The 19596-nt window shown below is 52.0% G+C and carries 21 protein-coding genes; 12 read left to right on the forward strand and 9 right to left on the reverse strand.

Annotated elements, in window-relative coordinates; all coding sequences use genetic code 11:
• Nucleotides 1–10 precede the first annotated feature (10 nt).
• Both I2E77_RS11940 and I2E77_RS11945 read right to left on the reverse strand, forming a co-directional pair.
• Nucleotides 11–874 carry a respiratory chain complex I subunit 1 family protein gene (locus I2E77_RS11940; protein WP_087232529.1) on the reverse strand — a complete coding sequence of 288 codons (864 nt, stop codon included), beginning with the start codon at nt 872–874 and terminating at the stop codon, nt 11–13.
• On the reverse strand, nt 871–2763 hold the full coding sequence (locus I2E77_RS11945; protein WP_237966699.1) for an NADH-quinone oxidoreductase subunit 5 family protein: 1893 nt from the start codon (nt 2761–2763) through the stop codon (nt 871–873). Before I2E77_RS11945 ends, I2E77_RS11940 begins: the two co-directional genes overlap by 4 nt.
• Before the next feature lie 190 nt (nt 2764–2953).
• Here I2E77_RS11945 and hypA point away from each other — a divergent pair, with 190 nt between their 5' ends.
• From hypA to hypE, 6 genes are read left to right on the forward strand one after another with little or no spacing between them, the layout of a single operon-like run.
• Entirely contained in the window at nt 2954–3295 is a 342-nt protein-coding gene (gene hypA / locus I2E77_RS11950; protein ID WP_087232535.1) for a hydrogenase maturation nickel metallochaperone HypA, read from the forward strand.
• Between the two features lie 2 nt (nt 3296–3297).
• On the forward strand, nt 3298–3954 hold the full coding sequence (gene hypB, locus I2E77_RS11955; protein ID WP_195451297.1) for a hydrogenase nickel incorporation protein HypB: 657 nt from the start codon (nt 3298–3300) through the stop codon (nt 3952–3954).
• On the forward strand, nt 3951–6212 hold the full coding sequence (gene hypF, locus I2E77_RS11960; protein ID WP_195451298.1) for a carbamoyltransferase HypF: 2262 nt from the start codon (nt 3951–3953) through the stop codon (nt 6210–6212). The genes hypB and hypF overlap by 4 nt, the downstream gene beginning before the upstream one ends.
• A gap of 8 nt (nt 6213–6220) precedes the next feature.
• A complete protein-coding gene (locus I2E77_RS11965; RefSeq protein ID WP_087232544.1) occupies nt 6221–6439 on the forward strand; it encodes a HypC/HybG/HupF family hydrogenase formation chaperone in 219 nt (72 codons plus the stop codon).
• On the forward strand, nt 6429–7523 hold the full coding sequence (gene hypD, locus I2E77_RS11970; RefSeq protein ID WP_195451299.1) for a hydrogenase formation protein HypD: 1095 nt from the start codon (nt 6429–6431) through the stop codon (nt 7521–7523). Before I2E77_RS11965 ends, hypD begins: the two co-directional genes overlap by 11 nt.
• A 17-nt stretch (nt 7524–7540) precedes the next feature.
• A complete protein-coding gene (hypE, locus tag I2E77_RS11975; protein ID WP_195451300.1) occupies nt 7541–8542 on the forward strand; it encodes a hydrogenase expression/formation protein HypE in 1002 nt (333 codons plus the stop codon).
• 132 nt (nt 8543–8674) lie between these two features.
• On the opposite strand, the gene I2E77_RS11980 is transcribed toward hypE, so the two are convergent.
• A complete protein-coding gene (locus tag I2E77_RS11980; RefSeq protein WP_195451301.1) occupies nt 8675–9112 on the reverse strand; it encodes a hypothetical protein in 438 nt (145 codons plus the stop codon).
• Between the two features lie 195 nt (nt 9113–9307).
• Between I2E77_RS11980 and I2E77_RS11985 the strand changes: the two genes are divergently transcribed.
• On the forward strand, nt 9308–9658 hold the full coding sequence (locus I2E77_RS11985; protein ID WP_195451302.1) for a TnpV protein: 351 nt from the start codon (nt 9308–9310) through the stop codon (nt 9656–9658).
• Between the two features lie 13 nt (nt 9659–9671).
• On the forward strand, nt 9672–9947 hold the full coding sequence (locus tag I2E77_RS11990) for a DUF6809 family protein (protein ID WP_195451303.1): 276 nt from the start codon (nt 9672–9674) through the stop codon (nt 9945–9947).
• 66 nt (nt 9948–10013) lie between these two features.
• Here the strand turns inward: I2E77_RS11990 and I2E77_RS11995 are convergent, their stop codons facing one another.
• The 6 genes from I2E77_RS11995 to I2E77_RS12020 all read right to left on the reverse strand — a co-directional run bounded on the left by I2E77_RS11995 (nt 10014) and on the right by I2E77_RS12020 (nt 14532).
• The gene (locus I2E77_RS11995; protein WP_087235311.1) at nt 10014–11042 is read right to left on the reverse strand and encodes a virulence RhuM family protein; all 1029 of its coding nucleotides are present in this window, start codon (nt 11040–11042) and stop codon (nt 10014–10016) included.
• A 77-nt stretch (nt 11043–11119) separates the two neighbouring features.
• Nucleotides 11120–11596, reverse strand: coding sequence for a GNAT family N-acetyltransferase (locus I2E77_RS12000; RefSeq protein WP_087171134.1), 477 nt, complete (start codon nt 11594–11596; stop codon nt 11120–11122).
• Nucleotides 11596–12144 carry a GNAT family N-acetyltransferase gene (locus I2E77_RS12005; protein ID WP_195451304.1) on the reverse strand — a complete coding sequence of 183 codons (549 nt, stop codon included), beginning with the start codon at nt 12142–12144 and terminating at the stop codon, nt 11596–11598. The genes I2E77_RS12000 and I2E77_RS12005 overlap by 1 nt, the downstream gene beginning before the upstream one ends.
• Before the next feature lie 134 nt (nt 12145–12278).
• Nucleotides 12279–12731, reverse strand: coding sequence for a GNAT family N-acetyltransferase (locus I2E77_RS12010; protein WP_087249498.1), 453 nt, complete (start codon nt 12729–12731; stop codon nt 12279–12281).
• A 6-nt stretch (nt 12732–12737) separates the two neighbouring features.
• On the reverse strand, nt 12738–13652 hold the full coding sequence (locus I2E77_RS12015) for a hypothetical protein (protein WP_195451305.1): 915 nt from the start codon (nt 13650–13652) through the stop codon (nt 12738–12740).
• Nucleotides 13653–13683: 31 nt separating this feature from the next.
• Complete coding sequence (locus I2E77_RS12020; RefSeq protein ID WP_195451306.1) at nt 13684–14532, reverse strand: sigma-70 family RNA polymerase sigma factor; 849 nt, start codon at nt 14530–14532, stop codon at nt 13684–13686.
• 262 nt (nt 14533–14794) lie between these two features.
• Here I2E77_RS12020 and I2E77_RS12025 point away from each other — a divergent pair, with 262 nt between their 5' ends.
• From I2E77_RS12025 to I2E77_RS12040, 4 genes are all read left to right on the forward strand, one after another.
• Entirely contained in the window at nt 14795–14998 is a 204-nt protein-coding gene (locus tag I2E77_RS12025; protein ID WP_122790372.1) for a transposon-encoded TnpW family protein, read from the forward strand.
• A 1-nt stretch (nt 14999) separates the two neighbouring features.
• Nucleotides 15000–16919 (forward strand): recombinase family protein, encoded by a 1920-nt coding sequence (locus I2E77_RS12030; protein ID WP_195451307.1) that lies wholly within the window; start codon nt 15000–15002, stop codon nt 16917–16919.
• 665 nt (nt 16920–17584) lie between these two features.
• Nucleotides 17585–19027, forward strand: coding sequence for a hypothetical protein (locus tag I2E77_RS12035; protein WP_195451308.1), 1443 nt, complete (start codon nt 17585–17587; stop codon nt 19025–19027).
• 287 nt (nt 19028–19314) lie between these two features.
• Complete coding sequence (locus I2E77_RS12040; protein ID WP_243252616.1) at nt 19315–19524, forward strand: helix-turn-helix domain-containing protein; 210 nt, start codon at nt 19315–19317, stop codon at nt 19522–19524.
• Nucleotides 19525–19596 lie beyond the last annotated feature (72 nt).

Raw genomic sequence — 19596 nt, forward strand, 5'->3', positions numbered from 1 at the left:
CACTGCCTCCTCACTTAATCAACATCAAAATCAAAAAGTTCAGCCCGCCTGTGAGCAAAGTGACAACCCAGCAACTGTCCAACAAAGTTCTCCACTTCACACGGGCGCTGACGTTATCCCACAGGATCTCCAAGAAATACATAAATAGGCAGGCTACAATGGCCAGCGGCCAGCTCCACCAGTTTTGGTTGAGGAAAAACAGCGCTACAATCCCCAACATCAGAGTGATCTCATAATACTCTGCAATGTTCATAATCGCCAAAATCGGCCCCGCCATCTCGGTCGTCAAGCCCTTGACCATCTCCTGGTGGGCATGGTGGCTGGTGGAAAGATCAAACGGGGACTTGCGCAGCTTGATCGCTGTGATAAACATAAAGCCCAGCAAAAATCCCGGCATCATCAGCACAGAACTCAGCGGCATATGGATGATATCCACCACCTGGAAGGAGCCGGTTGCCAAATAAAAGCCAACCGCCAGCAACAAGGTCAACGGTTCATAGGCCATCATTTGGAGCATTTCACGGCTTGCGCCCATGGTCGCAAACGGCGAGGAATCACTCGAAGCCGCCATGACCAGGAACATATCCGCCGTAGACAGGAGGAACAAACACATCAGGATATCCGCTCCTGCAAACAACATGGAACCCGCCACTGCCAGAAAAACCAAATAGCTCAAAATGAGCAGCAGCTGCACGCCGTTTACTGCAATCATCTGCTTGGAAAACAGCTTGGACAAATCATAGAACGGCTGAAAAAACGGCGGCCCTTTTCTTCCCTGCATCCGTGCCGTAATGATCCGGTCGAACCCATCCAACAGAGCGCCGGCAAACGGGGCCAGAAGCAAATATAAAATAACAGAAACCACTCGCATCATACCGCACCTCCAATGATCAGGCAAAGCATTACAATCAGAATACCCGAAGACAGAATCACGGAAGGACGCATTAACCGCCGCATACCAAATTCAAACCGCAGATACCAGTTTGTCAGGTACAAATGCTCCGGTTCCCCGTAGCTGTTCACAAAATAGGTATTGTCCCCCTCGTTGGCGCCGCCCATATAAATCGGCACATATTCCTTATGCGCCCACCGCGTAACTAGGAACATCGTCGCTGGAACAAAAAGGACCGATACCAACATGATGGCCATGGTGGTCAGGATGCTCATAGAAAGCACTTCATGGGAGGCTCCAAAGAGTTCTAGGATAATGGGATTTACAACGGTTGTCGCCAGCCACGGGAACAACAGGCAAAGCAGCAATACACAGCCTGCATGGATAAACATCGAAAAATACTGGTCCCTATGGGTGACATCCCGGGCCTCCTCTTTGGTGCGGTGCATGGACACAAGCTTTGTCAGCCATTTTGTCCAGTAGAACATCGTTGTCGCACTGCCGAAGGCGAGGAAAATAACCAGCAGGAAATTGCCTGCATCTACAAACGCTTTCAACGCTACCCATTTAGAGATCAACATTCCAAAAGGCGCCAAATACATTCCGGCAATGCCAATACCCATGATATAGGTCAGCTTCGGCAAGCGCAAGATCAAGCCATGCATATTCTCGATGTCTCTGGACCCCAAGCTGTTCTCCACAGACCCAACCGCCTGGAAAAGCATGGATTTGCTTACCGAATGGAAGATCATCAAGAGCACGGCCGCCCATATGGTTTCCTCCGCGCCGATGCCCGCACAGGCCACAATCAGGCCCAAATTGGACACCGTCGAAAACGCCAGCACTTTCTTGCCGTCATTCTGGGCGATGGCCATCATGCTGGCTGCGATGAAGGTAAACCCGCCGATCAAAGATACCATCTGGCCGGTCATAGTCCCGGCAAGCGCCGGAGAAAGCCGGATCAACAGGAATACACCCGCTTTAACCATGGTTGCACTATGTAAAAGCGCGCTCGACGGAGTCGGAGCGACCATCGCGCCCAGCAGCCAGGAAGAAAACGGCAGCTGCGCGGATTTTGTGAGCCCGGCCAGCGCCAACAACGCCACAGGGATCACTGCTCCTGTCTGGACAACCGCCTCCAGCTGTACGGTTCCCAGCGTCGCCGCCGCTACCGCAATGGCGATGGCGAACCCAAAGCCGCCAACGAGGTTCATCCACAGCGCGCGGAAGCTATTGTTGACCGCCTCTTCTGTCCGGGTGTAGCCGATCAAGAGGAACGAAATCACGCTGGTTACTTCCCAGAAGAAGTACATCCAGATGAGATTCTCCGAAAGTACCAAACCGAACATTGCCGCCAGGAACAAAAACAGCATGGAAAAGAAAAATCCACTGCGATCCTGAAATTCCTTGTGGTGCTGGTGATATGCCTTCATATAGCCCACAGCATAGATGCAGATAAGGCCGCCAATGAATGCGGCGATCATGCACATCAGCATGCTCAGACTGTCGATCTGCATATGGCAGGCCGGCTGCATGGGGAATCGAAACTCCGTCCAGATTCCTAAAGCCGTCTGCCCTACAGACAGTAGGATCACTGGATATTTGCGGTATTTAATGCTCAAATACACAATCAACCCAGTCAAAAAGAGTTCCCCTGCGATCATCAGGTAATTGACCCATTCGGTCTCTTGATAAAACGCCATCGCTTGTGCGCCATTTGTCAACCACATGCCCAGAAGGGCCGCAGCCAAAACCATGACGCCTCCCGCGCCAGCGTAAACAACATAACCGCGTATTCGTTCCTGCTTAATAAGAGGAACAATCGCAGCAATCAATAAAGGCCAACCGATCAAAATTGGTAAGATTCCCATAAATAATACCCCTCTATGGAAAATTCATTGAAAACCGGAATTTATTATAGTCCTATTTTTTTTAAAACACAAGAGCAGATACCGCTAATTTTCACTAACATATCCTTCCTTTCGTTGAATAGGTATGGTATTTTTTACAGTTTGGTGATACAATGGGTTCGATTCTTCTGAAGGCAGGTTGAACGTATCCATGCACGAATTATCCATAACACAGAGCATTCTGAAGATCTCGTTGGAGGCTGCCAGTCAGCAGGGGGCAACCCGTATCCGGGCAATTCGCCTGCGGATGGGTCCCTTTTCCGGCGTTGTTCCAGAATGCGTTCAAATGTATTTGGATGTCCTTGCAAAGGGCACCCGGGCCGAAGGAGCCAAAATAGAAGTGGAAACCGTCCCCTTAAAAGTGCTCTGCCGTGATTGCGGCCGGGAAAGCGAGATCACCCGCGAACGCATCCAATGCCCGTTCTGTGGGAGTATCCAGCTCAAACGCCTTTCCGGGAACGAATTCATGGTCGATAGTTTGGAGGTTGATTGAAAATGGAAATCAAAGTACTGCACCAGGTGATGGAGTGGAACGAGGATGTGAGTGCTGAGGTCCGCAAAACCTTGTCCGAAAAAAAGGTCTGCCTGATCAATGTGATGGGAAGCCCCGGCGCCGGAAAGACTAGCCTGATCACGGAATTGATTGCAAGGCTGCGGGGATCGTTCTCTATCGGCGTGATTGAAGGCGACATCACCGGCCAGATTGACGCGGAAAAGATTGCAGCGCTGCAAATTCCCGCCGTCCAGCTGAATACGGACGGCGCTTGCCACATCGAGGCGATGAGCATTCAGCACATCTTGCCGCAATTCGACCTCTATGCATTGGATGTCCTGTTTGTAGAAAACATCGGCAACCTAGTGTGCCCGGCCGAATTCGACATCGGCGAAAACTTCCGTATTACCATTCTCAGCATCCCAGAAGGGGACGACAAGGTCGCAAAGTATCCGCTGATGTTCACCGACACCGACTGCCTAGTCCTAAACAAATGCGATATGCTCCCGTATTTTGATTTCAACCTCGACCGCGTTGAAAAAGACTATCGAGGCGTCAATCCTGAGGGGCCCCTGTTCCAGGTTTCCAGCCGCACAGGGGACGGACTGGACGCCCTGACACAGCATTTGGAGGGCCGTATCCGGGCTGCATTGGCATGAGTATGCTTCGTCGCATCCGGCTCGAAATCGCCGGGATTGTGCAGGGGGTGGGGTTCCGGCCCTATCTGTACCGTCTCGCACAGCGGCACGCCCTGTGCGGCTGGGTGCGAAATACCCCCTCCGGCGTGGAGCTGGAATTGGAAGGGCCAACGGAAGCGCTTTCCAGCTTCCAGGACGAATTGGCCCGCTCTACCCCCCCTCTGGCCGTTGTGGAACAGGTTCGCACCGTACCTCTGGATGGGCTGGTGGGCTACGACCGTTTTACCATCCGAAGCAGCGCAGAGGGGGACGGCGGCACCCTGGTTTCGCCGGATATCGCTCCCTGCGCCGCCTGCCTGCGGGAGTTGGCGGACCCGGCTGACCGGCGGTACCGCTATCCGTTTATCAATTGTACGGACTGTGGCCCCCGCTTTACCATCATCCGCGACCTCCCTTACGACCGGAAAACGACGTCCATGGCACAATTTTCCATGTGCCCCACCTGTAACGCGGAATACGAAGACAGCCATTCCCGCCGTTATCATGCCCAGCCGGACTGCTGCCCCAGCTGCGGGCCACAGGTCTGGCTGCTCGACGCAGAGGGCCGGAAAATCGCCGGGGACGTCTTTGCGGAAGCGCAAAAAGCTTTGGCCCGGGGAGACATTCTCGCGGTCAAAGGGCTCGGCGGCATCCATCTCGCCTGCGATGCGCGCAATGCGGAGGCAGTCCGCCGTCTCCGGCTGCGGAAGCACCGCGAAGAAAAGCCGCTGGCGGTCATGTGCCGGGATCTCAACAGCGCCCGGTCACTCTGCCGGGTCACGGAGGCGGAGGCTTCTCTTTTGGAAAGCGTACGCCGCCCCATTGTCCTGTTGGAAAAGAAAGCTCCGGAGGACTTCGCAAATCTCAGCGACAACCGGCGCTTGGGGGTTATGCTCCCCTATACGCCGCTGCATGTTCTCCTGTTGGACGGGACGTCCGGCGGACCGGACGCCTTGGTGATGACCAGCGCCAACCTCTCCGACCAACCGGTCCTTTTGGAGGACCAGGAAGCCCTTGATGGGTTGGCGGGAATTGCCGATGGCTTTCTCCTACACGACCGCCCCATCCAAAACCGTTGTGACGATTCCCTGGTGATGGCCTGGCAGGGGCGGGAATACTTTTACCGCCGCAGCCGCGGGTATGTCCCCCAGCCGGTCACGTTTGCGCGCGATGCGACCGGTGTGGTCGCCTTCGGCGCGGAACAGAAGGCCTCGTTTGCCGTGGGCCGCGGACAGCATGTATTTTTAAGCCAGCACATCGGCGATTTAAAAAACCTGGAAACCCTGGACCACTATCGGGAGTCCTTGGACACCTTTCTCCGGCTGTTCCGCATCATGCCATCCACGTTGGTCTGTGACCTTCATCCGGACTATTTTTCCACACAGGAAGCACAAGAGCACGCCAAACGCCTGGGACTTCCCCTCCTGCAGGTACAGCACCACTGGGCGCATATGGCGTCCTGCATGGCGGACAACCGGCTCGCTGGGCCGGTATTTGGCATCGTGTGGGACGGGACGGGCTATGGAACGGACCATTCCATCTGGGGGGGCGAGTTTCTGGCAGGAGATTTCCAAACTTTCCGGCGGTGCGGCTCGATTCGCCCCATCTTTCTTCCGGGAGGCGATGCGGCGACCCGGGAGATCGGCCGGATTGGGCTCTCCCTGTTGTGGGACGCCGGGCTGCCCCTGGACCGTGCGCCGCTGGAATCGCCAAAAAAGCAGGCTTTGCGCGCTATGTTGGACAGCCGCACCGCATGTCCAAAAGCCAGCAGCATCGGCCGCCTGTTCGACGGGGTATATTCCCTCCTGACCGGCACGCAGCAAGTCTGCTACGAAGGCCAGGGGGCCACGCGCCTACAGGCTATGGCGCGAGAAGAAATCCCCGGTCGGTCCTACCCCGTGGCATTCTATGAAAAAGATGGGCTTCGTATCTTTGACACGCGCCCATTGCTTCGGGCAATCACCGGCGATCTCTCCGCTCAGGTTGATCCCGCTGCGGTCGCGCGCGGCTTTATGGATGCTCTGTGCCATATGGCGCTGGAGCAGTGTTGTTTTTTGAATCCGGAAAAGCTGCCGGTCGTTCTCTCCGGCGGCGTATTTTTAAACGAATATCTTCTCTCTGAAAGCACCCGGCTTCTCACACATGCCGGTTTTTCCGTCTATACGCATCACCGCGTTTCCACCAGCGACGAGGGCCTTTGCCTGGGCCAGCTGGCAATCGCGACCGCAAAAAGGAGCTAGAATCAACTATGTGTCTTGCAGTCCCTTTAAAAATTGTATCCATCGCGGGAAAACACGCCGTTGGGACGGCGGCAGGGCTTTCCCAAAACATCCGTGTTGACTTCATCCCCGACCTCAAACCCGGCGACTACGTGATGGTCCATGCCGGATTTGCCATCCAAAAGCTGACAAAAGAACAGGCGGAGGAGAACTTCGCCTGCATTCAGGAGGCCATCGATGCTCTTTGATGAGAAATTCCGCCGCCCGGACGGCATCCAGCGCCTTGTGAAGGAGCTTTGGGACATCAGCCAGGAGACTGGCCCCATCCGTCTGATGGAAATCTGCGGCACACATACCATGGCGATCGCCAAAGCCGGGCTGCGCTCGCTGCTGCCTCCATCCATTCAACTGCTCTCCGGGCCGGGCTGCCCGGTTTGCGTCACGCCAGCCGGGGCGATCGATGAAATTTTGCGGCTTTCCGGCCTGCCGGGCGTGATCCTTGCGAGCTATGGGGACCTTTTGCGGGTACCGGGTTCGGTGCGCGGGGATACGCTGCTACGCCGCCGCGCCTTGGGCGCGCAGGTCCAGACGGTCTATTCCCCCATGGAGGCCCTGGAAATCGCTGTGCAGCACCCGGATCAGGAAGTCATCTTCCTCGGCGTCGGGTTTGAAACGACCGCACCCGGTACCGCCGCCTGCATTTTGGAGGCCAAAGAGCAGGGTGCCTCCAATTTTTCCGTATTGTGCCTGCTCAAGAGTACCGAACCCGCCCTGCGTGCATTGATCCACGCGCCGGATTTTGCGGTAGACGACTTTTTGTGTCCCGGCCATGTGGCCGTTATCACGGGCTCAGATGCGTTTGCCTTTCTCCCGCGGGAATTCGGCCTCCCCGCCGTCGTCAGCGGTTTTGAGCCCGCCGACCTGCTCTTTTCCATCTACCGTCTGGCAGAGATGCTGCGGCAAAAGGCACCCGCCCTGGAAAATGAATATACGCGCCTGGTTTGTCCGGAGGGAAATCCCGCCGCGCAGTCGGCTATGGAGCGGGTATTCCTTCCCACAGACAGCCTTTGGAGAGGCTTGGGAACCATCCCGAACAGCGGCCTTGCCCTCCGGGAGGCGTTCTCCCCGTGGGATGCTGCAAAAAAGTTCGGCTTTTCTCCATCTCCCACGGTGGAACTTGCGGGCTGTCAGTGCGGCGAAGTGATTCGCGGCGCTTGCAGGCCGGAACAATGCCCCCTTTTCGGGCGGGTCTGCACCCCAGCCGATCCGGTGGGCCCGTGCATGGTCTCCGGTGAAGGGGCCTGCGCCGCGGCGTACCGCTATCAGACATGACAGGGAGGAATCATACCATGGAAGAAATTATCACCTTGGACTACGGAAGCGGCGGCCTGCGCACTTCCCAATTGATCGAATCGGTCCTGGTTCCGGCGTTTCACAATCCCACATTGGAAGACCTGGGCGATGGCGCTGTGCTCCCAACGATGGACGGCCCTCTGGTTTACTCCACCGACAGCTTCGTCGTAACCCCTTGGCGCTTTCCCGGCGGGGACATCGGGAAACTGGCTGTGTGCGGAACGGTCAATGATGTCTGTATGGCGGGCGGCCAACCCAAATATCTCAGCCTTTCGTTCATTATCGAAGAGGGCTTTCTCATGGAGGACTTCAAAGCCATTGTGGATTCCATCGCAACCACCGCCCAGCTCGCCGGTGTGCAGATTGTCACGGGGGATACAAAAGTGGTCGAACGTGGGAAGGGCGACGGCATCTATATCAACACGTCCGGCATCGGTTCACAGCGGGCAGCGGGGCTGTCCCGCAAAGCCATCCGTCCCGGGGATGCGGTGTTGGTCAGCGGGAGCGTCGGCTGCCACGGTGCGGCCGTTTTGATGGCAAGGGGAGAAATCCCCTTTGCGGGCGAGCTTCTCTCCGACTGCCGCCCGCTACACCAGCTCAGCGCGGCGGCGCTGGAAGCGGGCGGCGTGCGTATCCTGCGCGACCCCACCCGCGGCGGCGTGGCCACCACGCTCAACGAATTTGTCGAAGGCAGCGCCTTGACCATTGAACTGGAGGAAGACGCGATCCCCGTCGATCCTGCGGTGGCCGCCGCCTGTGACCTCTTGGGGCTGGACCCGCTCTACAGCGCCTGCGAAGGACGGATGCTGGCGGTTGTTTCCCCCGGTCAGGCGGACGCCGTGCTGGACGCGCTGCACCAAACTTCCGGCGGGGAACATGCGGCCATGATCGGCCGGGTTACGGAGAGCCGTCCCGGGCATGTCGTGCTCCGCACCGCCTTAGGGGGAAGCCGTATCCTAGGAAAGCTCACCGGCGTCCAGCTGCCCCGGATCTGCTGACGGCCAGCTGAAACAAAGAAATAAAACGTAAAAAGGGAACCATCCAGAACATTCTCGGATGCGTTCCCTTTTTTATGTGCAATGTATGTACCGCTTCCCAATGGAAGCGGTGGAAGCAATGGAAATGAATCGTTAAACCGTGACAATTGACTCGCAGCACCGGAAGTCCGTGTCGATATAATTGGCAAAAAGGCGTACCTTAAAGTTTCTGGCATTGCACAATGCATTTGGCGCTCCACCCGATACATCCAGATCCTCTGGCAGTACAAATTTGATGCATTTTACCAAAACATCCCGGCAAGTGGAGGAGCGATGCGCGGGAATTGTAATGGCTTTCAGCCCTCTCTGGTATTCCACACCATTGGAATCCACTTCGGTCAAAACAACTCCCAACGCGACACGTTTATTGGGGCAGACATTCTTCACGGTCACATCCAGCTGTGCAATGCGGCCCAACGATTCCAATGCAACATCCCCAAGGTCCACGACGATGGAATCTTTGCAGCTGTCGATCTTGAAGTCTACCGGAATGGGACACGGCTCCGGATTGACCACAATGCCACAATCCACTGTGACGACCGGCGCGGGGAACGTAACCGCATTCCCTTCCGTGATGTAATGTATAGAGGGTGGAATACACCAAAAAACATTACATCATGACTGGCGGCTCATTTGTGGCGAATGAAAAGACAGTTATGATAAAGGAGGGATGCCCTCAAACCTACCGTAACTGTCAATCACATATTCCCACGAAAGGAGCCTTGTATGGAACTGACTTACACCCAATGCGGCGACTATCTCATTCCCGGCCTTGTGTTATCGGACACCAAAGAGTACCATATCGGGAAATATGGCCGGTTGCGCCGTGCCTACTTAAAAGAACACCGGCCCATTCTGTATACCGATCTCATTGTCACTGAAAAGCTGTTTCCCCACTTGGAGGAAATCGACACCGCCTGCCGGGAGCGGCTGGAAATCATTGAAAAAGCCATGATGCAGCAAGAGGGCGTCACAGAAGCCCTGAAAGCTGCCGATCAGATGGCGTGGGTGCGCTCCATGAACTCCATCCACAACAGGGCCGAGGAAATTGTCCTGGCTGAGCTGGTCTACTGTTGAGGGAGGGAACGCAATGATTTTGGAAGCCATGTATAACGGGGAGTTTTATCCCTGTGAAACCGTTGTTCCCACGTCCCTGGAATACCGCAAGGCGGTCCAAACCTGTGCAGAGTTGATGGATCAGTTATCCCAGCAGCTCGGCAAAGAGGACTATGCTCTGGTGGAGGAACTCCGGGCGCAGAACGCTATTGCCCAATGCGAGGAAAGTGAGAGCCATTTCAAGTATGGCTTTTCGGCGGGGCTGATTGTCCAGCAGGAAGCCCATGAACAGCTGCAAAACAAGAAATAGGCGATGGCCGAAAAAGCCCACGCAGCCGGAAAGAGAACCGAAGGCGTGGGCTTTCTGTGTATATGGTTATTCTGTCAGGGCATCCGAAGTTTCCGCAACCAGCCGGTCAAAGTCGCTCTGATAGGTCCGATCCTGCAAAACCCGGAACTTTTCAAACTCTTTCTCGGCAAAGGCTTTGGCAATGGCGGCGGTCACCTTGCCCTTATCATGCAGAATATCTTCCTCGTTGAACTGTAAAAATGCGTCAAGCCGCTTGACCCAATCGGCCATATACATGACATTTCCACGGCGGGCCTGCCGTTCCGCATAGTCCAGGTACATGGTGACAATCTCGTTCAGGTTACGCATTTCCGTTTCGTTCAGATAGTTTTTAGCAACGGTGACATCCGATTTGCGGATGCGGCCTTTGGGGGCGTTTTTCCATGTGGTCAGCCCCATGTTGGGCTTGGTGCTGTCGGCACGGCCGTATACGATCTCAGCGGCGGTATGATGGGTGACCGCATAGTGGAGCTTATTCTGCACCGTTGCGAAAAACTCCTTTGTGATGGGGCTTTCCACATCGTAGTCAGCGCTGCACTGGGAATAGATGTCCGTGATTTTCTGGTAGAACCTTCTCTCGCTGGCCCGGATGTCCCGGATACGCTCCAGTTGTTCCTCGAAATAATCCTTGCCGAAAAAGTTTTCCGGCTCCCGCAGCCGTGCGTCATCCATCACATAACCCTTGATGATGAACTCTTTCAACACCCGGTTCGCCCAAATGCGGAACATGGTCGCCTTTTTGGAGTTCACTCGATACCCCACAGCGATGATGGCGTCCAGATTATAATAATTGGTCTGATACCGTTTCCCGTCCGCCGCAGTTGTTTCCATTTTGGAAACAACTGAATCCTCGCTCAGTTCGCCGGATTCAAAGATTTTTTTCAGATGCTTGGAAATGGCCGCTTTCTGCACCTCGAACAGCTCTGCCATTTTTGCCTGCGTCAGCCAGAGATTTTCCTGAAAGAGCAGGATTTCCACCCGCACCTCCCCGTTTTCGGTCTTGTAAAAGAGGATTTCTCTGGTTTCATACGGGGTCAGCCCCTGTTCCTCGCTCATTCCTCGTCACCTCCATATCGTTTTGGTAAGTTTGGATTGTATTTTGTAATTCATTTACAAAATGCCAGGTATTCCATTTACTTCTTTCGATGAATCGTATTGGATTCCCATAGTAAGTTCTTTTCCAAATATACCATATCAATAAGCTGAACGCCGCATTCAAAGATAGGATGATCATAATTGTCCGTGAAAAAGTTTTTGATACGATGGCTTTCTATAAAACCGCATTTCTTATAAAAAGGGAGCGTCAGCTGACTGTCACCCGTCCCCACACGAAGAATACGAAAATTATCACGGTATGTCTGCTCAATAAACTCAATCATCCGTTTTCCGTAGCCCATGCGCTGGCATTCCGGCAGAACAGCAATATTCTTGATTTCAAGAACTTTGCTGCCTTCGTCAGTAACAACACATTCCGCTTTTACGCCATTTTCCTCCAAAACATACATCGTACCTTTTTCAAGATACCGGTCGATCATATCTTCCTGCTCGTCCGCAAGAAAAAGCAGGCTCATGTATCTCTTTTTATTATCCTCAATTTTGCTTATTTTCATCAACTGTCATCCTCACATACTTTACATTCCAACTGGCAGTCATACGGCTCGGCTTCTACATGAGACTGATTGTAGACAGCCGCCTCTGCACAGCCCATTTTGTAATAGAATGCCTGGCTTTCAACGGCTGAATGGGCTGAGATGTACAACTTTTTTGCTCCATGTGCCTTTGCCCATTCTTTCGCTGCTCGAAACAGTGCAGTGCCAACCCCTTTTCCTCGCATATCCTCTGACACATGGATACTTGAGAGGTCAAGGTGTCTGTGATTTCCCCCAAAAAGTTTCGGTTCAACTGACACGAAACCTTTCAACACCCCTTCGCAGAAAGCAGCATATACCAATCCACCTGTTGCTGCTGTGTTTCTCAGGCAGGAAACCAGGAATTTATAATCCGCTTCGCTCCAATCGTCAATAAACGGATCATCTTTGATAATCCATTTTCCGTTTTCTTTTCGCCTACATTTAACAACAGTTTGATGCCGTACAAAATGTCTAAATAGCTCTCGGCTTATCTCATTCTCTTGTAAGTTTTTATATATAATCTCCATTTCTATTATCCATGCAGCTCCCTTTGGTGTTTACTTTATTTTCAAATTCTGGATTCCAATAAATGCCGCTCCAATCGAACGCAAAATGATTTATCGGGTCTCTCCAAATGTCTAATTTTTAACGATAACCGTTTCTATTTCAAATCATAAACATACATCCTCGACAAATCTACCTCACCATCGCCCTGCGCCATACATAGGAACTTCCATCCGTAGCGCTCATAGAAGCCTGTGTGGTCTGTAATGAGATATAAGGTTTCCAGGCCAAATGAACGCATATCCTCACAAACATATTCCAGCAGCTTTCCTGCAATTCCCTGACAACGGTAGTTTTCCTCAACATATACCGCGCAGACATTTGGCGTCAAATCCTTGCGGTTATGAAAATCGTTTTCGATGACCCCAATACCACCAATAATCTGCTGATTCTCGACTGCAACATACCACTGCGGAACAATGCTTTTGCCCGTCAAGCACTCCTGTATGCTTCCCGCATATTCTTCAACTGGAATATCCCACTTGGAATGAAACCACTCTGCGGCCTCCGATGCCAGTTCGCTGTGTTCCCTGAGTTTCAGAATTTCCATAGCGTATCATTCCTCCTCATTTCCGCCCTTTTTAGAACGGCTCTTGTAGACATTGTACTGGTTCTTGCACCGTGGGCTGCAAAAGGCAGCGTTGGACCGGCTGCCCAGGAACACCTTCTGGCAGTGCTTACACAGGCGCAGGGGCTGGTCGCCGTCCACCAGCATGAAGCTGAACATCATCTGAATACCCAGCAGCAGGGAGTGAAAATCCCAATAAATGGTGGGCTTATCCAGCAGCTCAATGTGGTAGCTGGGAGCGATTCCGCCGAACGCAGCCATGGCCTTGCGATACAGCCCCCGTGCGTCCTCGTCGATGGAATCATAATCTTTGTAGTACAGGATTGAGGTAGACAGGGTGAATGCCCAATCCTTGAACTGCTGGGCAACCCAGTCGTAGGGTTCCGCATATTCCCGCTGGAAGCTCATGCTCTTTGCCATCGGCTCGTCCATGAAAGTCATGGTCAGGGCAACCATCGTCCGGTCACCGGACACGTTCCATGTGGATTCAATGCCTTTTTTCACCAGATCCAGCTGGTCAAAGGGATAAAACAGGGACAGGTATTTGTCCGTTGCCATGGATTCTTCCTTGATGAAGTGGTTTTTGGGCAGGTATACCGCCTCATAGTCCATAAAGGACGGCGTGGTGGGCAGGGCGGTCATCAGCCCCAGCAGGCCGTACCGGGTGATAAACTCCATTACCGCCTTTTCCACTTCTGCTTCCGGTTTGCGTCCCATCATCAGCATCCCCACATTCAGCGCATCCAGCACAATGTTGGGGACCTCTTTCAGCGGATTGTAGACGTCCGGCTTTGCGCTCTTGCCGGGGGTGATGTATCGCTTTCCATCTTCCGCCGTTTTCAGCTCGTAATGATCGTACCGCACCCAATGGGAACGGGACTGTTCAAACAAATTTTTCATCATACACGCCCTTTCTCCTTAATCGTCCCAACTATCAGGGGCGGTTTTTCTTTTTTCTGCGCTTGGTCTTGTTCTCCCGCCGGATCACGGCATTCTTGCCCTGTTTCCTTGCAATTTTCGAGTATTCCTCCAAAAACTGGCGCTCCCGCAAGGTCAAGCTGCTACCATGCTCCTGCTTGCCGCACAGATGGTCATACATCCGGCGCTGCAATTTTTTGTGGATGGTCTTTCGCAGCTTGCGGATGTTGCGGTCAGACTGCTCACGCACAGCGGCAAGCCGGGAAGAGCTGTATAGGCGCAAAGAGAGAAAATACAAAACTTCCTTGTGTTCCTCGCTCAGTTCCTCCACCATGCGGGAAATAAAGGGATCAGCGGTCAGGTTGTGCATCTCATAGGGGCAATCAAACAGGATGTCCAGAAAGTTCCCGGCCATCAGCTGCCGGTATGCGGGGTTATTCATCCAGCGGGGAATGAGCTTGGGTTCCGGCACTGCCTGATATTCCAGCGGCACATCTCCACGGAGGTTTTCGTGGTCCCGCTTCCGGCGCTCCCGGTTCCGGTCCAGCTTGTTCCATTCCTCCACCACGGCCCGGAAATCCTTTTCGGTGCGGGCAGCTTCCTCCAGCCGCCGTATGGCCTCGGCCCGTATCTCCCGTTTGAGCCGTTTATCACTGACCGGGGCAGCTTCTTCTTCCTCGTCCTCCAGCTCCGTTTCATAGTCGATGGGATGCTCGTCCTGCTCCAGCTCATTTTCCAGCTCGGCCAGACGTTCTTCCGCAAGCGCCTGTTCCAGCGTTTCTTCCGCCCCTGCGCCTGTCCCATCGTCCCATCCGGTGAAGCCACCCTCGGTATCCAGAAGCTCGTCATCAGACAGATACGCCATGACCCCACCTCTTTTCAAAAAAATATTTTGCAATTTTTCAAAAATGGTTCCGTTTTGCACCCCGGATTTCTCCTATTAGTGAAATAGTAATCTAAAAATAAGTTACTTGGGTTACATCGGCTCGTTCACGCAGGAGAAAGGGGGCTTTCGCCATGTTCAGGCTTGACACAAAAAAGAAGTAACATAATCACAGGTTACAAACAACGGAACTATAACAACAGTATACACCGGATGCGCCGAAAGCGCAAGAAAGAGAGGTTCTATGGCAGATAAAAACGCCGTGTTTCTGACCCGGCACATTGGCAACACCACCTATAAAGTTCGTATCTACCTCAGCGAAACCGCCGAGGAAACGATGGAAGATAAAATTTTGCGGCTGATCCGCAACGACGGGCTGGCAAACCAGCCGGAATGTGGTATAATGGAACTGCCACAAATGAGCCGTCCGTCTGAAAGGAGCGCCTGATATGGCAAACAGACAGACGGAAGAAAAAATCACTGCGCTCTATGAGCGCCTGTCCCGTGACGATGACCTCACGGGCGACTCGAACTCCATTCTGAACCAGAAACGGTATCTCGAAAGCTATGCAGCACAGCGGGGCTACACCAATATCGTCCACTACACAGACGATGGGTGGTCCGGCGGCAACTTTGACCGTCCCGCATGGAAGCGCCTTGTGGCGGACATCGAGGCGGGAAAGGTGGCCCATCTGCTGTGTAAGGACCTAAGTCGGATCGGCAGAAACTACCTGCAAACCGGCTTTTACACCGAGGTAATGTTCCGGCAGAATGGGGTTCATTTTGTTGCTGTCGCCAATAACATTGACAGCGAGGAACAGGACAGCGGCGAGTTTGCGCCCTTTCTCAATATCATGAACGAATGGTATCTGCGTGACCAGTCAAAAAAGGTTTCGGCAGCATACCGTGTCAAGGGCAAGGCGGGCAAGCCCACCACCAACAACGCCATCTATGGCTACAAAAAAGACCCGGAGGACAAAGACCACTGGCTGGTGGACGAGGAAGCCGCCGCCGTGGTGCGGCGGATCTTCCGGCTTGCGGTGGAGGGGCACGGCCCCCATGAGATTGCCAAGATGCTCACACAGGAAAAGGTGGAGTGCCCCGCCTATTATCTGGCACGAAACGGCAGGGGCTGCCGGAAAAACACTGTGGACACCAGCCGACCCTATGACTGGTACGGCTTCACGGTCAGCGCCATGTTGACCAAGCCGGAGTATATGGGGCATACCGTCAATTTCCGTTCTTCCAAGAAGTCCTACCGGGATAAGCGGGTAAAAAACGACCCGTCCGACTGGCTGATTTTTGAGAACACCCACGAGGCCATTGTTGACCCGGAAACCTGGCAGCTCGCCCAGCAGGTGAAGCGGACGGTGCGCCGGACAGACACCACCGGCATCGCCAATCCCCTGACGGGCCTTGTGTTCTGTGCTGACTGCGGAGCTAAGATGTATAACCACCGGGGCAAGCGCAAAAAGGCCGGACGGGAATATTCTGTGGATTTTTACAGCTGCTCCACCTACACCCTGACCTTTGAGCGAGAAACGCAGATGTGTTCTTCTCACACGGTCAGCACTAAGGCTCTGAATGCCCTGATTCTGGAAACCATCCGCACTACCGCCAGCTATGCCATCCAGAACAAGGAGGAATTTATTCAGAAAGTTCGCAGCATTTCACAGGTTCGCCAGCAGGAAGCAGCCAAGGAGCTGAAACGCAAGGTCGCCAAAGAGCGCAAACGCAGCGCCGAGCTGGATGTGCTGATTAAAAAGCTGTACGAAACCTATGCCATGGGCAAACTGGAAGAAAAACGGTTCGAGCTGCTGTGTGCGGAATATGAGAAGGAACAGGCGGAGCTGGAACAGCTGCTTGCCTCCGAGCAGGCGCAGCTGGACCAGTTTCATGAGGACACGGACCGTGCCAGCCACTTTCTGGCGCTGGCACAGAAATATACGGATTTCACCGAGCTGACCGCCCCCATGCTCCATGAATTTGTGGAGAAAATTCTGGTCCATGCCCCGGACAGAAGCACCGGAGAACGGGTGCAGGAAATTGAGATTTATCTGAACTTTATCGGGAAATTTGAAGTGCCCATGCCTGAACCCACCGAGGAAGAACTGGCTGCGGAGGAAAAGCGCCGCCAGAAGCGCATCCGTGACCATGAAAAGTATCTGCGCCAGAAGGAGCGCAAACAGAAGATTGCCGAGGGGCTGATCGTTCCGGGTGAACCGTACCAGCTGGTATGCCAGTGCTGCGGAGAGCCGTTCCAGTCTGTCCGCCCCAACGCTAAATTTTGCAAACCCGCCTGCCGGGAGAAGTTCTACCGGCAGGAGAAGCGGAAAGCCAAAGAAACGGAAACATCACAAACTGCATAAAGACTGCGGCCTGCCCCAACAAACCGGGCAGGCCGCTTTTTTTATGCCCTGAAACGGAGGGATTTTCATGACACTCTTTGAACTTGCCGAAAAGCCCCGTTCTGCCGGAGAATGTCGTTCTCAACAGCAGACAGGGCGTAGAAATAGAATATCTGGTTGGAAAAGCCGGATAAATGAGAAAAGGAGCAGCCCTTTCGGACTACTCCTTTACATAGGAATGTTCAGTTGCGTTATGAACATTCAAACTGGCAGGGGCGGTCAGTTTAGATCGCAAACACCCGCAAAAGGGTGGTAGCGACAGTGAGCCGTCGCGAGGGCGTTTACAACCGAGCAGGCGAGCCGAGCGTGCCCTTTTGCGGAAAAGGAGGAGCAAAGCGGACTTTGCCCCGACGTGGGTTATGTTGACAAAAAAGATACCCACTGAAAATGAGAATTCCGGGTTCGGATTTGATCTTTTTTCATTGCGATTTTTCGATTTTTGCTTTTGGATGTCCCGCTTCTAAAAAAGAGGGCAGCCACGAAAAGGTGGTTTGGATCCTCAGTTTTCAGAGTAGAAAAAGAGGTCGAAATTTGGATGTCTCATTTTTGAGTTCCAAATTTCGACCTCTGTCCATCTTCAATAACGTGGAAGGAGGTGATATAATTACAAAAAAGGAGGTGTTCTGATGAAAATCAGTAAAATATTTAACCTCAATAAAACGCAGTATGAACTAGACTTTGTTGATATAGACCCCAGTGTAGATACTCCGTTATTTCTTGACCCATACTATATTTCAAAATGTGATTTTCCATTTGCAATTGACGCACATGCGACTCTACGTTCATATTTTGAATTTTTGCTGGCACTTTTGCGAGGCCAAAAGATTCGTCAAGCCGAAGAATTATTTTCACACCTTGGAGAGAATAATGATGTTTGCCTTGGCATGTCAAGCGGAAAGCCTAATGGACATGGTATGGGCCCAGAAGATACTGCCGCCATTTTCAAGGAACTTTTAACAAGTCGTGCAGTCAAAACTGGTATCATGGAGGATATAGAAGATTTTCGGATTTTTGTCCCTAATGTGGATAAAGACAAAGTGTCTGACATGACGGCTAACATAATAAGAAGACATCTTATTGAATATACCAAAGAACAGTGCGAATTACACGGAATCCCATTGACACCAAGTGTTCCTTCAGGTATGTACTGGGATGCTCAAAAACGTATGTGGGATAATCAATATACAGAGCGCCTTGTTGTTGAAGGAAGCCCCATTTTGCTCGTTCCCAAGAGAATTGTTTCATTTACTGATAAGTACACCCCTTCTGAATATAAGCAACATTTTGTTCTAAACTTCCTTCAACATGAAAATCTTCAGCTTCATACCTCGCTAGTAAGGAAATACAAAAGCGGCGAGGAGTATGTAACTAAAAAGAGTATCCGCGAAAAAGAAGGGGTAATCGACAAGGAATATCTTGCTAGATTTACTGAGCAACACCCGGAAGTATTTGCGGACTTTAAACAGCAAACGGCAAAAAAACTGTCGCATGTAGATGGTGCAGTTCTTGATAATCTAAATCTTCGGGCAGTCTGCGAATATTTGACACAAAAACTGGCAGAAATACCTTCCGGCACAGCAAACGCATCCCATTATCACAACTTGATAATTGGGATTCTTGAGTTGCTGTTTTATCCAAATCTTTCATCGCCAAAAAAAGAACATCAAATCCACGACGGAAGAAAGCGTATTGATATAACGTTTAATAATTCTGCTGAGAGTGGCTTTTTCTTTACGCTACCTAACAAAAATGTATTGCTACCATGCCCATTTGTTTTTGTTGAGTGCAAAAATTACACGGGCGAAGTGGCTAATCCTGAATTGGATCAATTAAGTGGAAGATTTAGTAATCGTAGGGGAAAAGTTGGTATCCTAGCCTGTAGAACGCTTGATGAAAATGATTCCTTTATGAAACGATGCGCTGACACATATGAAGATGATAGAGGATTAATTCTCCCGATTACAGACGAGGATTTAACTGTTGCACTATCCTTGTTTCCAGAACAGGGCGCAAATGCGATAGAACAGATTTTGTCCCAGAAATACGAACAGATTGCTTTCACAAAATAAGTTTAATTAGAAAACCTGACTTAAGGTAGGTTTTCTTATGGCGATTTCCTTCAATAATTTCTTACACAATTACAATTAGATAATGCAATTTCTGAGTGTAAACTTGAGATAATTATCCTTCAAACGGTTCCATTTCTCAACGAGAAGAGCAGGCACAGAGAGATACTGGCAGCGCCCAATTTGCCAGCATTTCTCTGTGCCTGCTTCTTAGTGGATGGCGAACGATTTCAAATCCCTGTGCTCTTCGTGTTACCATGTCCCTATAAAACGCACGAGGAGGTAACCCCATGAAATTCACCAAAGAAGAGAAAATGGCTTTCGTCAAACGCTACCAGGACGGAAAACCGGTAATTGAAATTTGCAACGAGAACCAAATCCCTCGTAGCACTTTCTATCGTTGGATACAAGACTATCAACAAACTGTGACCGATACAGGCACAGTAGTTACTCCACAGGAGTTCCTATATTTAAAAAGAAGGATTTGCAAATTGGGATAAGGTACAATAAGTTTCGCAAATTGAAAAGAGGATAAAAGAAGACATGGTTTGCAGAACTCTGGTAGAATGAAG

The sequence above is a fragment of the Anaeromassilibacillus sp. 1001302B_160321_C8 genome (assembly GCF_015554745.1).
Classification (GTDB): Bacteria; Bacillota; Clostridia; order Oscillospirales; family Acutalibacteraceae; genus Anaeromassilibacillus; species Anaeromassilibacillus stercoravium.